General features: G+C 69.8%; 15 protein-coding genes. 8 read left to right on the top strand and 7 right to left on the bottom strand.

Features of this window, described 5'->3' with window-relative positions; genetic code table 11:
• Nucleotides 1–38 precede the first annotated feature (38 nt).
• The 8 genes from AC06FP_RS01605 (at nucleotide 39) to AC06FP_RS01570 (ending at nucleotide 5,655) form a co-directional block, all read left to right on the top strand.
• Nucleotides 39–419: a diacylglycerol kinase gene (locus AC06FP_RS01605; protein WP_456117045.1), complete on the top strand. Its 381-nt coding sequence runs from the start codon at nucleotides 39–41 to the stop codon at nucleotides 417–419.
• 50 nt (nucleotides 420–469) lie between these two features.
• Nucleotides 470–1,219, top strand: coding sequence for a TerC family protein (locus AC06FP_RS01600; protein WP_456117044.1), 750 nt, complete (start codon nucleotides 470–472; stop codon nucleotides 1,217–1,219).
• 133 nt (nucleotides 1,220–1,352) lie between these two features.
• A complete protein-coding gene (locus AC06FP_RS01595) occupies nucleotides 1,353–1,988 on the top strand; it encodes a LemA family protein (protein WP_456117043.1) in 636 nt (211 codons plus the stop codon).
• Nucleotides 1,989–1,992: 4 nt separating this feature from the next.
• The gene (locus tag AC06FP_RS01590) at nucleotides 1,993–2,874 is read left to right on the top strand and encodes a TPM domain-containing protein (protein WP_478074236.1); all 882 of its coding nucleotides are present in this window, start codon (nucleotides 1,993–1,995) and stop codon (nucleotides 2,872–2,874) included.
• A complete protein-coding gene (locus tag AC06FP_RS01585) occupies nucleotides 2,874–3,365 on the top strand; it encodes a TPM domain-containing protein (RefSeq protein ID WP_478074235.1) in 492 nt (163 codons plus the stop codon). Before AC06FP_RS01590 ends, AC06FP_RS01585 begins: the two co-directional genes overlap by 1 nt.
• Nucleotides 3,366–3,429: 64 nt before the next feature.
• Entirely contained in the window at nucleotides 3,430–4,335 is a 906-nt protein-coding gene (gene lgt / locus AC06FP_RS01580) for a prolipoprotein diacylglyceryl transferase (RefSeq protein WP_456117040.1), read from the top strand.
• A gap of 28 nt (nucleotides 4,336–4,363) precedes the next feature.
• Nucleotides 4,364–5,158, top strand: a complete 795-nt coding sequence (locus tag AC06FP_RS01575) for a thymidylate synthase (protein ID WP_478074234.1) — start codon at nucleotides 4,364–4,366, stop codon at nucleotides 5,156–5,158.
• On the top strand, nucleotides 5,158–5,655 hold the full coding sequence (locus tag AC06FP_RS01570; protein ID WP_478074233.1) for a dihydrofolate reductase: 498 nt from the start codon (nucleotides 5,158–5,160) through the stop codon (nucleotides 5,653–5,655). The genes AC06FP_RS01575 and AC06FP_RS01570 overlap by 1 nt, the downstream gene beginning before the upstream one ends.
• Before the next feature lie 45 nt (nucleotides 5,656–5,700).
• Here the strand turns inward: AC06FP_RS01570 and AC06FP_RS01565 are convergent, their stop codons facing one another.
• From AC06FP_RS01565 to AC06FP_RS01535, 7 genes are all read right to left on the bottom strand, one after another.
• Nucleotides 5,701–6,687: a symmetrical bis(5'-nucleosyl)-tetraphosphatase gene (locus tag AC06FP_RS01565; RefSeq protein WP_478074232.1), complete on the bottom strand. Its 987-nt coding sequence runs from the start codon at nucleotides 6,685–6,687 to the stop codon at nucleotides 5,701–5,703.
• Nucleotides 6,687–7,070 (bottom strand): Co2+/Mg2+ efflux protein ApaG, encoded by a 384-nt coding sequence (gene apaG, locus AC06FP_RS01560; protein ID WP_153193194.1) that lies wholly within the window; start codon nucleotides 7,068–7,070, stop codon nucleotides 6,687–6,689. The genes AC06FP_RS01565 and apaG overlap by 1 nt, the downstream gene beginning before the upstream one ends.
• A 36-nt stretch (nucleotides 7,071–7,106) precedes the next feature.
• On the bottom strand, nucleotides 7,107–7,919 hold the full coding sequence (rsmA, locus tag AC06FP_RS01555; protein WP_478074231.1) for a 16S rRNA (adenine(1518)-N(6)/adenine(1519)-N(6))-dimethyltransferase RsmA: 813 nt from the start codon (nucleotides 7,917–7,919) through the stop codon (nucleotides 7,107–7,109).
• Nucleotides 7,916–8,896 (bottom strand): 4-hydroxythreonine-4-phosphate dehydrogenase PdxA, encoded by a 981-nt coding sequence (gene pdxA, locus AC06FP_RS01550; protein ID WP_478074230.1) that lies wholly within the window; start codon nucleotides 8,894–8,896, stop codon nucleotides 7,916–7,918. Before pdxA ends, rsmA begins: the two co-directional genes overlap by 4 nt.
• A gap of 4 nt (nucleotides 8,897–8,900) precedes the next feature.
• Nucleotides 8,901–10,250 (bottom strand): peptidylprolyl isomerase, encoded by a 1,350-nt coding sequence (locus tag AC06FP_RS01545; RefSeq protein ID WP_478074229.1) that lies wholly within the window; start codon nucleotides 10,248–10,250, stop codon nucleotides 8,901–8,903.
• Nucleotides 10,247–12,679 carry an LPS-assembly protein LptD gene (lptD, locus tag AC06FP_RS01540; RefSeq protein WP_456117033.1) on the bottom strand — a complete coding sequence of 811 codons (2,433 nt, stop codon included), beginning with the start codon at nucleotides 12,677–12,679 and terminating at the stop codon, nucleotides 10,247–10,249. Before lptD ends, AC06FP_RS01545 begins: the two co-directional genes overlap by 4 nt.
• A gap of 100 nt (nucleotides 12,680–12,779) precedes the next feature.
• Nucleotides 12,780–13,697 carry a histone deacetylase family protein gene (locus AC06FP_RS01535; RefSeq protein WP_478074228.1) on the bottom strand — a complete coding sequence of 306 codons (918 nt, stop codon included), beginning with the start codon at nucleotides 13,695–13,697 and terminating at the stop codon, nucleotides 12,780–12,782.
• Between the last annotated feature and the right edge of the window lie 49 nt (nucleotides 13,698–13,746).

Here is a 13,746-nt window from a genome sequence, read left to right as displayed (position 1 = left end):
TCCGGCCGTCCGCGCCGGCTCGACCGAGGGCTGCGTGCATGGCTGACGAAATCGGCAACCTGCCGCGGGGGCCGGCGCGCGTGCTCAAGGCCGCGGTCTGGTCCTGGCAGGGACTGACCGCGGCGTGGAAGCACGAATCCTCGTTCCGGCTGGAGGTCTACCTGTTCGTGGTGCTGGCCCCGCTGGCGCTGTGGCTGGGGCGCACGCCGGTGGAGCGCGTGCTGCTGGTCGGCTCGATGCTGCTGGTGATCGCCATGGAGCTGGCCAATTCGGCGATCGAGGCGGTGATCGAGCGCTATGGCCCGGAGTTCCACGTGCTGGCCGGGCGCGCCAAGGACATGGGCTCGGCGGCGGTGTTCGTGCTGATGATGAATGTCCTGCTGTGCTGGGGCCTGATCCTGGCACCCCGTATCCTGTGACCCCCTGCCGCGCGATGGCGGCCTACGGCCTTTGTTGAAGGATTGCCTGCATGTCTTTTGAGTTCCTTGCCGACCCGAACGTATGGGTCACCCTGTTCATGCTCAGCGCGCTGGAAATCGTGCTCGGCATCGACAACCTGGTGTTCATTTCCATCGCCGTGGGCCGCCTGCCCGAACACCGGCGTCCGCTGGCGCGCCGCGTCGGCATCGCCGTGGCCTGCATCACCCGCATCCTGCTGCTGGTCTCGCTGGCCTACCTGGCGCACATGGAGAGCAACCTGTTCACCATCGCCGGCATGGGCATCTCGATCCGCGACCTGGTACTGATCGTCGGCGGCCTGTTCCTGCTCTACAAGGGCGTCAAGGAGATCCGCGAACTGGTGAGCGGCGGCGAGGACCAGGACCCCACCACCACCCGCGCCTCGGCCAGCTTCGGCATGGTGATCGCGCAGATCGCCGTCATCGACATCGTGTTCTCGCTGGACTCGGTGATCACCGCCGTCGGCATCGCCGACCACATCCCGGTGATGGTCTGCGCGGTGCTGCTGGCGGTGGCGGTGATGCTGCTGGCGGCCAACCCGCTGGGTCGCTTCATCGACGCCAACCCCACCGTGAAGCTGCTGGCGCTGGCCTTCATCCTGCTGGTCGGCGCGGTGCTGGTGCTCGACGGCCTGGACCTGCACGTGCCCAAGCCTTACATCTACGCGGCGATGGGCTTCTCGGTGCTGGTGGAGTGGCTGAACCTGCTGATGCGCCGCAATGCCAGGGAGCACCACGTCCCCGGCTCGGACAACTGGTAAGCCGTGGCCTGCCGCCGGCCCCGGGCCGGTGGCGGCGGACTGACAAGGGCCGGCCCATGCCGGCCCTTGTCGTATGCACACACTGAACACCGGGGGTGGCATGCTGCCGGCTCCAGTTGCCCAGGGGCCCGCCATGCGCCAGTTCTTCCGTCTGATGTTGCTCGCCCTCGTGGCGGGTTCGGTTTCCGGCTGCGGCTACAACGCCATCCAGCAGAAGGACGAGGCGGTCAAGGCCGGCTGGTCCGAAGTGGTCAACCAGTACAAGCGCCGCGCCGACCTGATTCCCAACCTGGTCAATACCGTGCAGGGCTACGCCCAGCAGGAGCGGCAGGTGCTGACCGAAGTGACCAACGCGCGCTCGCGGGTCGGGCAGATCCAGGTCAACGCCGACGACGCCGCCTCGCTGCAGCAGTTCCAGCAGGCGCAGGGCGAACTGGGCAGCGCGCTGTCGCGGCTGCTGGTGGTCAGCGAGAACTACCCGACGCTGAAGTCGGACCAGAACTTCCGCGACCTGCAGGCGCAGCTGGAAGGCACCGAGAACCGCATCACCGTCGCGCGCGGGCGCTACATCCAGCTGGTGCAGGACTACAACACCTACATCCGTTCGTTCCCGCAGGTCATCACCGCCAAGCTGTTCGGCTACCAGGCCAAGCCCAACTTCACGGTGGAGAACGAGGCGCAGATCGCGCAGCCGCCGGCAGTGGACTTCGGCACCCGCCCGGCGCCGCAGCCGCAGCCGCAGAACCCGCCGCCCGCGCCGGCGCAGTGAGTCGATGACGCGCCTGCCGTACCTGTTGCTGCTGGCCCTGCTCTGCTTCGGCGGGGCAGGGGCGGCCATGGCGCAGCCGCTGGCGCCGATCCCGTCGCTGGATTCGCCGGTGGTGGACACTACCGGCACCCTGGACGCCGCGCAGCGGCAGGCGCTGGTGCAGCAGGCGCTGGCCCTGCAGCAGCGCAAGGGCAGCCAGCTGCAGGTGCTGATCGTGCCCAGCACGCAGCCGGAAGATATCGCCCAGTACGCCACCCGCGTGTTCGAGCAGTGGCGCATCGGCCGCAAGGGCGTGGACGACGGCGTGCTGCTGCTGGTGGCGAAGGACGACCGCCGCGTGCGCATCGAACCGGGTTACGGGCTCGAGGGCGCGATTCCCGACGCCATCGCCAACCGGGTGATCCAGGAATACCTGGTGCCGCGTTTCCGCAACGGCGACTATGCCGGCGGCATCGCCGAGGCGACCGCGGTGCTGGTGCGCCTGGTCGATGGCGAGCCGCTGCCGGCGCCGGTGGCCAGCAACCGCGACCCGGGCGGCGGCGATGCCACCTTCTTCGTCGCGCTGTTCATCGGCGGCATCGCCTCGATGCTGGCGCGGCTGCTGTTCGCACGCCGCTCGCGCCCGGCGAAGGGCGTGCTGGCCGCGCTGCTTGGCGGCGGCGCGGGCTGGCTGCTGCTGTCGCTGGCCGGTGGCGGCATCGCCGCGGCGGTGGCCTTCTTCCTGTCGCTGGGCGGGCTGTCGCCCGGCGGCTTCGCGCGCGGCGGCGGTTTTGGCAGCGGTGGCTTCGGCGGTGGCGGGTTTGGCGGAGGCGGCTTCGGTGGAGGCGGCGGCTGGTCCGGTGGCGGTGGGCGTTCGGGAGGCGGCGGCGCCTCGGGGAGCTGGTGATGCGCTGGTTGCGCCATCTTTTTTCGCCCTCGGCCCATGCGCGGTTCCCCGCGCCCAGCCTGGACCGCATCGCCTGCGCCATCGCCGACGGCGAACGCCGGCACGCCGGGCAGGTGATGTTCGCGGTCGAATCCGACCTGCCGCTGGCGGAACTGTGGCGCGGCGTGTCGCCGCGCGAGCGCGCCGAACATGCCTTCGCCGTGCTGCGTACCTGGGATACCCAGGCCAACAACGGCGTGCTGCTCTACCTGCTGCTGGCCGACCACGCCGTCGAGATCGTCGCCGACCGCGGCCTGCACGGGCACATCGAGCCGGCACGGTGGCGGCAGGTCTGCGAGGACTTCGGCCGCCGCCGGCGCGAGGGCGACCTGGAGGCGGCGGTGCTGGCGGCCGTGGCGGAGATCTCCGCGCTGCTGGCCGAGCATTTTCCAGCCGGTCCCGGCGAGGTCCGCGACAACGAGTTGCCTGACCGCCCGCAGCTGCTCGGTTGAAGCAGCGGTTGAGCCGTGCGGGCGCTGCCCCGAGAATAGGGGCTCGTCCGCCGGACCTGCCTGCATGATCTATCTCCACGACATAGACCCCATCGCCTTTTCCCTGGGGCCGATCAAGGTGCACTGGTACGGCATCATGTACCTGCTGGGTTTCGCCGCCGCCTGGTGGCTGGGGCGCAGCCGCATCCGCGCCGGGCGCCTGCCGGGCGTGGACATGAACGGTTTTTCCGACCTGCTGTTCTACGCCATGCTCGGCGTGGTGCTGGGCGGGCGCATCGGCTACATGCTGTTCTACGCGACCGCCGATTTCCTGCACAACCCGCTGATCCTGCTGCGCGTGTGGGAAGGCGGGATGAGTTTCCACGGCGGCCTGCTCGGGGTCATGGCCGCCGGCTGGTGGTGGACCCGCAAGCACGCGCTGCACTACTTCGACACCCTCGACTTCGTCGCGCCACTGGTGCCGCTGGGGCTGGGTTTCGGCCGGCTCGGCAATTTCGTCGGCGGCGAGTTGTGGGGCAAGTTCACCCACGCCGGCTGGGGCGTGGTGTTCCCGCATGCGCCGCTCAAGGACGTGCCGGCCGGCCTGCCGACCATGGAGCAGCTGATGTCGGCCGCGCAGATCCGCCAGGACTACGCCGCCGGCCTGCTCGCCCAGTACGCGCGCCACCCCTCGCAGCTGTACGAGGCGGTGCTGGAAGGGCTGGTGATGTTCGTCGTGCTGTGGGTCTATTCGATGAAGCCGCGCCCGCGTTACGCCGTGTCCGGCCTGTTCGCGCTGATGTACGGCTGTTTCCGCTTCCTGGTGGAGTTCGTGCGCATGCCCGACAACGGCGTCTACCTGGCCTTCGGCTGGTTCACCCGCGGCCAGCTGCTGAGCCTGCCGCTGATCGCGCTGGGGCTGGCGCTGCTGGCGATGTCGCGCCGCGCGCCGACGCTGCAGCCGGTGCTGCCGGCGGGAGACAGGGCGTGAGCATGAAGCCCGTTGCCGGAGGCAAGAAGTGAAGCAATACCTGGACCTGCTGCGGCACGTGCTCGAACACGGCACGGAAAAGGCCGACCGCACCGGCACCGGCACGCGCAGCGTGTTCGGCTGGCAGATGCGCTTCGACCTCAACGAAGGGTTCCCGCTGGTCACCACCAAGAAGCTGCACCTGCGCTCGATCATCCACGAGCTGCTGTGGTTCCTGAAGGGCGATACCAATATCGCCTACCTCAAGGACAACAAGGTCAGCATCTGGGACGAATGGGCCGATGCCAACGGCGACCTCGGCCCGGTGTACGGCAAGCAGTGGCGCAGCTGGGCCGCTGCCGACGGGCGCCAGATCGACCAGATGCAGTGGCTGGTGGACGAGATCCGGCGCAACCCGGATTCGCGGCGGCTGGTGGTCAGCGCCTGGAACGTGGGCGAGTTGTCGCAGATGGCGTTGATGCCCTGCCACAACCTGTTCCAGTTCTACGTGGCCGACGGCAGGCTCAGCTGCCAGCTGTACCAGCGCAGCGGCGACATCTTCCTCGGCGTGCCGTTCAACATCGCCAGCTACGCGCTGCTGACCCACATGGTGGCGCAGGCCACCGGGTTGGGCGTGGGCGATTTCGTGCATACCCTGGGCGACGCGCACCTGTACTCCAACCACTTCGAGCAGGCCCGCGAACAGCTTTCGCGCCAGCCGCGCGCGCTGCCGGCGCTGTGGCTGAACCCGGCAGTCACCGACCTGTTCGGCTTCAGCTTCGACGACATCCGCATCGACGGCTACGACCCGCTGCCGGCGATCAAGGCGCCGGTGGCGGTGTGATGAAGCTGTCGCTGATCGCCGCGCTGGACCGCAACCGCGGCATCGGCCGCGACAACGGCATGCCCTGGCATCTGCCGGACGACTTCCGGCATTTCAAGGCGCTCACCCTCGGCAAGCCGATCCTGATGGGGCGCAGAACCGCGCAGTCCCTCGGCCGCGCGCTGCCGGGGCGGAGCAACCTGGTGCTGACGCGCAGCGGGCAGGTGCCGTTCGCGGGCATGCGGGCGGTGAGGTCGCTGGAGGAAGCCAGGGCCATTGCCGCCGCCGAAGGCGCCGACGAGCTGTGCGTGATCGGCGGCGGCGAGATCTACCGGCTGCTGATCGACCAGGCCACCGACCTGCACCTGACCTGGGTGGATGCCGAGGTCGCCGCCGACACGCATTTCCCGGAGGTCGACCCCGCGCTGTGGCAGGAAGTGGCCAGCCAGCCGCACCCGGCCGACGAGCGCCACGCCTTCGCCTTCCGTTTCGTCCATTACCTGCGGCGTTCCCCGTAGCTGCGGGGAACGCCCCGCAGCACGCATTCCCGGTGAAACCCGGCGCTACGGTTTCCCGCTGGGCGTTCCGCCGCCGTTTCCGCCGTTGTGCGGGCGATGCCGGCGCGGCCGGCGCCGCGCATCACGGCGTTCGCCCTGCGCTTCGTTGCGCGGTTCCGGGCGGCGCTCGGCCGGCGGTCTGCGCGGCGGATGCGCGCCGGGCACCGGCGCCGGCACGTCGCGGCCCGGCACCTGCACCACGCGCAGTTCCTCGCTGTCCAGCTGCAGCGCGGTGAGCTTGCCGCCCCATACCGCGCCGGTGTCGATGGCGTGCACGCCCTGGGTGATGGTCAGGCCCAGCGCCGACCAGTGGCCGCAGACCATCTTCAGTTCGCGCTCGACCCGGCCCGGGACCTCGAACCACGGGTACATGCCCTGCTGCTGGGTGCCCGGCGTGCCCTTGTCTTCCATGCCGATGCGCGCGCGCGGCGTGCAGTAGCGCATGCGGGTGAAGAAGTTGATGATCGCGCGCGAGCGGTCGTAGCCGGTCAGGTTCGGCGCCCAGCTGGGGCCGTCGCCATACATGTTGCGCAGCAGCTTGCGGTAGCCGTTGCCGTGCAGCTGCTGCTCGACCTCGCGCGCATGCTTTTCGGCCATCGCCACGGTCCACTTCGGCGCCAGCCCGGCATGGAACATCATCCAGCCCAGCTCGCGGTCCACGTGCACCAGCTTCTGCTGGCGCAGCCAGTCCAGCAGCACGTCGCGGTCCTCGGCGAGCACCACGCGCTGCAGGTCCGGGTTGACCTTGCGCTGTTCCTCGGCGCTGCGCGCGCCCACGGCCAGCAGCGACAGGTCGTGGTTGCCCAGCACCACCACGCACTGCTCGCGCAGCGAATGCACCAGGCGCAGGGTTTCCAGCGACTGCCCGCCGCGGTTGACCAGGTCGCCGCAGAACCACAGCCGGTCGGCGGCCGGGTCGAAGTTGATCTTCTCCAGCAGCCGCTGGGTGACGTCGTAGCAGCCCTGCAGGTCGCCGATCGCCCAGGTCGCCATCAGTGCAGGGTCCTGGGAATGGAGAGCACGAACGGCGCGACCGGCGCGGCGAACTCGGTGCCGTCGTCGGCCAGCATGTCGTAGTGGCCCTGCATGGTGCCGCGCTCGGTGCCGAGCATGACCCCGGAGGTGTAGCGGAACTCCTCGCCCGGGCGCAGCCGCGGCTGCTCGCCGACCACGCCATCGCCATCCACGTGCTCGGTGCGGCCGTTGCCGTCGGTGATGCGCCAGTGGCGGCTGATCAACCGCGCCGGCACGGTGCCGCGGTTGTGGATGCGGATCGTATAGGCGAACGCGTAGCGCCCGTCCTCGGGGGCCGACTGTTCGTCGACGAAACGAGGCGATACCTCGATCTCGATCGCGTAGTGGCGGGAATCGTCCATGCGGGCAAGTGTAAGCAAAAGCGGGTGGAACGGACGTCAGGCGACGGTGGCGTTGGCCAGGGCGATGAACCCGGCCACGTCCAGCTGTTCGGCGCGCGCGTCGCTGCGCACGCCGGCGGCGGCGAAACCGGCCTCGTCGACGATGCCGTTCAAGGCGTTGCGCAGGGTCTTGCGGCGCTGGCCGAAGGCGGCCTTGACCACGTTGGCGAAGTGCCGCGAATCGACGATGCCGACCGTGGCCGGGTCGCGCGGCACCAGCCGTACCACCGCCGAGTCCACCTTCGGCGGCGGCCGGAACGCGCCGGGCGGCACCACGAACAGCGAGGTTACCTGGCACCAGGCCTGCAGCATCACGCTCAAACGGCCATAGACCTTGCTGCCCGGCGCGGCGGCCATGCGGTCCACCACTTCCTTCTGCAGCATGAAGGTCATGTCCGAGATCGCCGCGGCGTGGTCCAGCGCGTGGAACAGGATCGGCGAGGAAATGTTGTAGGGCAGGTTGCCGACCAGCCGGATCGGCGCGCCGCCGGCCAGCTCGGTGAAATCGACCTGCAGCACGTCGCGGTGGACGATGGTCAGCTCGCCCAGCGGCGCGGCCGCGGCGGTGAGCGGCGCGATCAGGTCGCGGTCGAACTCGATCACCGTCAGCTGCGGGTGGCGGCGCAGCAGCGGGAAGGTGATGGCGCCCTGGCCCGGGCCGATCTCGACCAGCCGGTCGCCGGGCTTCGGGTTGACCGCCAGCACGATCTTCTCGACGTAATGCGCGTCGGCCAGGAAGTGCTGGCCCAGCTGCTTCTTCGCCGGCGCGGTGAAACCGGCGCCGGCGCGCGGGGAATGGGAGGAGTTCATCGGGCGATTTTACGTTGTGCGGCCAGCCGCGCGCACAGCGCGGTGGCCGCCAGCAGGCTGGAAGGGTCGGCCGTGCCCTTGCCGGCCAGCTCGAGCGCGGTGCCGTGGTCGACCGCCACGCGCGGATAGGGCAGGCCCAGGGTGATGTTCACCGCCTGCTCGAAGCCGCTGTACTTGAGCACCGGCAGGCCCTGGTCGTGGTACATCGCCAGCACCGCGTCGAAGCCGCGCAGCTTTGCGGGCAGGAAGGCGGTGTCGGCCGGCAGCGGGCCGACCAGCTCCAGGCCTTCGCCGCGCAGCCGTTCCAGCAGCGGGATGACCACGTCCAGCTCCTCGCGGCCCAGGTGGCCGTCCTCGCCGGCATGCGGGTTCAGGCCGAGCACGGCGATGCGCGGGCGGTCCAGGCCGAAGTCGCGGCGCAGCGCGGCGTGCGTGGTGGCGATGACCTTGCGCAGGCCGTCGGCGGTGATAGCTTCGGGCACGGCGCGCAGCGGCAGGTGGGTGGTGGCCAGGGCCACGCGCATGTGCTCGTTGGCCAGCATCATCACCACCTCGACCCCGGCCTGGTGGGCCAGCAGCTCGGTGGTGCCGCTGTAGGCGATGCCGCCCTGGTTGATCACCGCCTTGTGCACCGGGCCGGTGACCACGCCATCGAGTTGGCCCGCCAGGCAGGCCTGGCCGGCGCCGAGCAGGGCGTCGATCACCGCGTGCGCATTGGCGGCATCGGGCTGGCCGAAGCGGGACGGGGCGGCGTTGCGGATCGGTCGCAGGCGCAGGTCGCCCGGCGCACATGCCTGCGCGTCCTCGGGCAGCAGGTTCAGCGGCAGGCCGAGCGCGGCCGCGGCGGCGCGCAGCGTATCCGGGTCGGCGAACGCCAACAGCCGGCAATCGCTGCGCGGCTGTTGGATGAGGCGGATGCAGAGTTCCGGGCCAACCCCGGAAGGCTCGCCCGGGACCAGAGCGAGCTGGGGAACCATGGGATCAGGGCTTGGCGGGCTCGGCCGCCGGCTCGGCGGTGCCCTCGGCGCGGTCGCCGGTGCGGAAGCTGACGTAGGCGTCGCCGCGCAGTTCCTGCAGGAAGCGGTTGTACTCGTCGTCCAGCTTGCGGCGGCCGATCTGGTCGCGGATCTGCGCGCGCTTGTTGTCGTCGGTCACGTCGGTCTGGCGGGTGGCCACGCGCTGCACGATGTGCCAGCCGGCATCGGTGCGGAACGGCGCGGTCACGCCACCGTCCTGCACGCTCTCCACCTGGCGGCCGAAGTCCGGGCCGAAGGCGTCGGCCGGGAACCAGCCCAGGTCGCCGCCCTGGCCACGGCTGTTGGCGTCGTCCGAGGATTCCTTGGCCACGGCCTGGAAGTCGGCGCCGCCGGCGATGCGCGCGCGCAGGGTCTCGATCTTTGCCTTGGCCGCCGCGTCGTCCACCTGGTCGGTCACGCGCACCAGGATGTGGCGGGCGTGGTACTCGGTGACGGTGTGGGTGCCGGCGGCGCTGTCGCTGTCGCGCACTTCCACCAGCTTCAGCAGCTGGAAACCGCTCGGGCCGCGGATCGGGCCGATCACGTCGCCGGCCTTCATCGCCTTGATCTGCGCGGAGAACGCGTTGGGAATCTCGTCCAGGCTGCGCCAGCCCAGGTCGCCGCCTTCCAGCGCGTTGGGGCTGTCGGAGTAGCGCACCGCGGCGGCGGAGAAGTCCAGCTCGCCCTTGTCGACCAGGTTCTTGATGCCGTCGATCTTGCTCTGGCCGGTGGCGATCTGCTCGGCGCTGGCGCCGTCGGGCAGCGCCACCAGGATGTGCGCCAGGTGGTACTGCATGCCGCCGGCGTTCTGCTGCGCCAGCGCCGCGTCGACCTCGCCCTCGCTGACGCTGATGCGGCTCTGCGCGAAGCTCTGGCGCAGGCGCTGGGTGACGATTTCCTCGCGCACCGAATTGCGGAAGTCCTCGAAGCCGATGCCGTCCTGGGCCAGGCGCTGGCGCAGGCCGTCCACGTCGGTGCCGTTCTGCTGGGCGATGCTGGCGATGGCGTGGTTCAGTTCCTCGCCGCTGACGCGGATGCCGCTGCTCTCGGCGCGGGCCACCTGCAGCTTGACCAGCACCAGGCGCTCGAGCACCTGGCGCTCGAGCACGCTTTCCGGCGGCAGCTGGTGCTCGCGGCCGGCGTACTGCGACTTGATGTTGTTTACCGCGCGCTGCAGCTCGCTCTGCAGGATCACGTCCTCGTCGACGACGGCGGCGATGCGGTCCAGCGGCTGCGTCTGCTGCGCGGCAACCGGTGCGGACACGCCGGCAAGCGCCAGCAGGGTGGCGAGGACTGCAGATAGGGTCTTGGTCATGGAATCAGGTTCGGATCGTAGTCGTCGTCGTTCGCCTCGATGTTGCTGGGCGGAACGAGGTACAGGTCGTCTCGGTTGTAGCCGAGAATAGCACGGCGCAAGGTGCGGTCCGTGTCCTGCCCGACCGAGCTCAGGCCCTTGAGCACGAACTCGACCTGGAAGGAGTTGTTCATCTCGCCCTCGCGGTTGCGCACGTAGCGGCGGGCCAGGGCGCGCACGGCCAGGCAGCAGCTGTCCCACTGCACGCCGCCGATGATCTCCAGCGGCTTGTGGTCGAGCATCGAGTAGTAATAGCGGCCGACGATGCTCCAGCGCGGGTTGATCGGGTACAGGAAGGACAGGTCGGCCTGCTTGAGCTGGTCCGCGCCGGTGTTCGGGTTGCGCCGGTAGCGGTAGGCCAGGTTGACCACGCCGTCTTCCGGCATCAGGTAGCGGGCACGGATGCTGGCCAGGTCCTCCTTGCGGTACTTCGGGTTCCACTGGTAGGTGCTGCCCAGGGTCCAGCGGTCGTTGATCGCCCAGTTCACGTCCGCCACCCACGCCGATTTGCCTTGCTCGACGATGGCCTCGCGGTCGTTCAGGGTGACCCGCGAATCCTCGAAGTAGGTGATCTGGCCGATGCTGGCCGAGAGCTTTTCGCGGCCGTCGGCCTGGCGGATCAGGCGCGTGGTCAGGGCGGTGGTCAGCTGGTTGGCGTCGTTCTGGCGGTCGGCGCCGCTGTAGCGCGAATCGCGGAACAGCTGGCCCCAGCTGAAGGTGAAGGCGCGGGTATCGAACAGCGGCAGGTCGTCCTGGTCGCGGTACGGCGTGTTCAGATAGAACAGGCGCGGTTCCAGGGTATGCAGGTAGGACTTGCCCCCGATGCTGGTCTCGCGGTCGAAATAGACCCCCATGTCCACGCTGGCGATGGGCAGGCTGCGGTGCGGCGCGGTATTGCCGCGCAGCTGTTCCGGGGTGGCGGTGGCCGGGTTGATGCCCGCCGCGACCAGCTGGCTGCGGCGGATGCTGTCGGCCAGGCCGCGCTCCAGTTCGTAGGCGGTGTAGCGCCAGGCCAGGGTCGGGGTGATGTACCAGGCGGCGCCGGCCAGCGGCATCGACACGTAGGGCTTGATGTCCAGGCGCGAGCCGCCATCCATCGGCGTCACCGCTCCGGTGCGCACGTACTCGCCATCGACGACGCGCTTTGCGCGCACGTCATCATGGGTGAAGCGCACCGCCTCGGCATAGACCCCGGCCTCGAACCAGCGGCCGAAGCTGTCGTCCCAGGTGCCGAACAGGCGCGGCTGGCGGTTGTAGGGCAGGGAGGACTCGGTCAGGGTGTAATCGGTCAGCTGCCAGCGGTCGGCCATGAGCCCGGCCGTCCAGGTCCGCCCGGTGCCATACAGGCCGGCGGTACTCTGCAGGTTGGAGGCGGTCACGCCGAGCAGGCGGTTGGCGAAATCCTCGATGTAATACTCGTCGCTGACCCAGCTGAGGCCCGCACGCGCCTGCCAATGGCTGTCGATGTTGTGGTAGCCGCGGTATTCGACCTTGCCGCGCTCCTTGTCGCGCAGCGAGTCGTGCGGCATCCAGCTGGTGTCCAGCTGCCCCCTGCCACCGTCGTACAGGTAGCGGAACTCGTTGGTCAGCATGCCCCCGCGCTTGCTCATCCAGCGCGGGGTCAGGGTGTCGTCGTAGTTCGGCGCCAGGTTGAAATAGATGGGCTGCGCGTAGTCGAAGCCGTTGCGCCCGGACACGCTCAGCTTGGGATAGAGCAGGCCGGTCATGCGCCGGTCGTCGATCGGGAACTTGAACCAGGGCATGTACATCACCGGCACCTTGCCCACGCGCAGCACCGCATTGCGGGCGGTGCCGAAGCCCTCGTCGTTGTCCACCTCGATCTGCGGCGCCACCAGTTTCCATACCGGCTGCGAGGGGTCGCAGGTGGTGTAGGTGGAGCGGTGCATCTGCCCGACCGACCCCTGCAGGTCGATGGAGTCGGCGCTGCCGTTGCCGCGGCGCGAGACCAGCTGGTAGCGGATGTCGCTGATCTTGTGGCTGTCCGTTTCCTGGTTGCCCTCGGCGCGCCTGGCGGTCAGGCGGATCGACGAGTCGGAGTAGCGCACGTTGCCGTCGGCGATGTAGTTGCCGGTTTCGGTGTCGAAGCGCAGGTTGTCGGTGCCCATGAACTGGTCGCCGCGCTTGAGCGCCACGTTGCCCGCGTACTGCGGGATCGTGCTGGTGCCGGAAAGCTGGTCGCCCTCGATGTCGGTCGGCAACTGGTCGCGGGTGGCGGCCGTGCCCGGGTCGGCCGCCGGCGCCTCGTCGAAGGCCGGCAGCACGTCGGTGGCCGGGCACAGGTTCCAGTTCATCGGCTTCTCGCTGGCCATCGCCGACAGGCTGAAGGCGATGCTCAGGGGCAGGGGAAGCAGGCGAAGGGCTCGGCGCACGCGGGATCGGATTCAGGGAAAACGGCCGCTAGCTTGCCGCATCGACTGCATGGGGGCAATGAAGGACCTGCCTGGGCGGGGGGTGGGGTTCATGCACCCGTCACCGGGCCAGCAGGGCGCCCACATGGGCCACGCTGCATTCGGCCAGCGCCTGCAGGTCGTAGCCGCCCTCGAGCAGCGACACCAGCCGGCCGTCGGCATGGCGGTCGGCCAGCGCCGCCAGTTCGGCGGCCAGCCAGCCGAAATCCCCGGTCTCCACCATCAGGTCGGCCTGCGGGTCGCGCATGTGCGCGTCGAAACCGGCCGAGACCAGCAGCAGCTGTGGGCGGAAGGCATCCACCTGCGGCAGCAGCTCGTCGGCCCAGGTGTTGCGGAAGCGGAAGCCGCCGCTGCCCGGCGGCAGCAGGATGTTGCAGACGTTGCCCACGCCACGCTCGCGCATGCTGCCCGAGTAGGGGAACAGGCCGGATTCGTGGCTGCTGTAATAGGCCACGCGCGCATCGGTCTCGAAGATCGCCTGGGTGCCGTTGCCGTGGTGGACGTCGAAATCGACGATGGCGATCCGCTCCAGCCCGTGCACGTCGCGCGCATAGGCGGCGGCCACGGCGACGTTGTTGAACAGGCAGAAGCCCATCGCAGTGCCGGCGGTGGCGTGGTGGCCGGGCGGCCGCACCGCGCAGAACGCGCGCCGCCCGGGGCCGCGCATCACCGCGTCGACCGCCGCCACGCCGGCGCCGGCGGCATGCAGTGCGGCGCTGGCCGAACCGGGCGAGGTGAAGGTGTCCAGGTCGATCCGCCGCAGCGGCGCGGTCTGCGCCTGCAGCACGCTGTCGATCAGCTCGCGCTCGTGCACCCGCGCCAGCTCGCCGAGCTTGGCCGGCGGCGCCTGGCGCCAGTCCAGCTGCGCCGGGAATGCCTGGTGCAGCGCGTCCAGCACCGCGCGCAGCCGCTCGGGCGATTCGGGGTGGTCGGGGCCGGGGTCATGGCCCAGGCAGGCCGGGTGGGTGAATACGAGCATGCCCGGCACTGTAACCGAAGCCCCGGGCGATGCCGGGGCCGGGCTTCAT

This window comes from Stenotrophomonas sp. Steno-Z2 (genome assembly GCF_056393235.1).
This window is presented reverse-complemented; position numbering and strand designations above follow the sequence as displayed.

Excerpts from the sequence above, each read along its gene's own strand:
- AC06FP_RS01605 (WP_456117045.1), top strand. The coding sequence starts at position 39 with ATGGCTGACGAAATCGGCAACCTGCCGCGGGGGCCGGCGCGCGTGCTC.
- AC06FP_RS01600 (WP_456117044.1), top strand. The coding sequence starts at position 470 with ATGTCTTTTGAGTTCCTTGCCGACCCGAACGTATGGGTCACCCTGTTC.
- AC06FP_RS01595 (WP_456117043.1), top strand. The coding sequence starts at position 1,353 with ATGCGCCAGTTCTTCCGTCTGATGTTGCTCGCCCTCGTGGCGGGTTCG.
- AC06FP_RS01590 (WP_478074236.1), top strand. The coding sequence starts at position 1,993 with ATGACGCGCCTGCCGTACCTGTTGCTGCTGGCCCTGCTCTGCTTCGGC.
- AC06FP_RS01585 (WP_478074235.1), top strand. The coding sequence starts at position 2,874 with ATGCGCTGGTTGCGCCATCTTTTTTCGCCCTCGGCCCATGCGCGGTTC.
- lgt (WP_456117040.1), top strand. The coding sequence starts at position 3,430 with ATGATCTATCTCCACGACATAGACCCCATCGCCTTTTCCCTGGGGCCG.
- AC06FP_RS01570 (WP_478074233.1), top strand. The coding sequence starts at position 5,158 with ATGAAGCTGTCGCTGATCGCCGCGCTGGACCGCAACCGCGGCATCGGC.
- AC06FP_RS01565 (WP_478074232.1), bottom strand. The coding sequence starts at position 6,687 with ATGGCGACCTGGGCGATCGGCGACCTGCAGGGCTGCTACGACGTCACC.
- apaG (WP_153193194.1), bottom strand. The coding sequence starts at position 7,070 with ATGGACGATTCCCGCCACTACGCGATCGAGATCGAGGTATCGCCTCGT.
- rsmA (WP_478074231.1), bottom strand. The coding sequence starts at position 7,919 with ATGAACTCCTCCCATTCCCCGCGCGCCGGCGCCGGTTTCACCGCGCCG.
- pdxA (WP_478074230.1), bottom strand. The coding sequence starts at position 8,896 with ATGGTTCCCCAGCTCGCTCTGGTCCCGGGCGAGCCTTCCGGGGTTGGC.
- AC06FP_RS01545 (WP_478074229.1), bottom strand. The coding sequence starts at position 10,250 with ATGACCAAGACCCTATCTGCAGTCCTCGCCACCCTGCTGGCGCTTGCC.
- AC06FP_RS01535 (WP_478074228.1), bottom strand. The coding sequence starts at position 13,697 with ATGCTCGTATTCACCCACCCGGCCTGCCTGGGCCATGACCCCGGCCCC.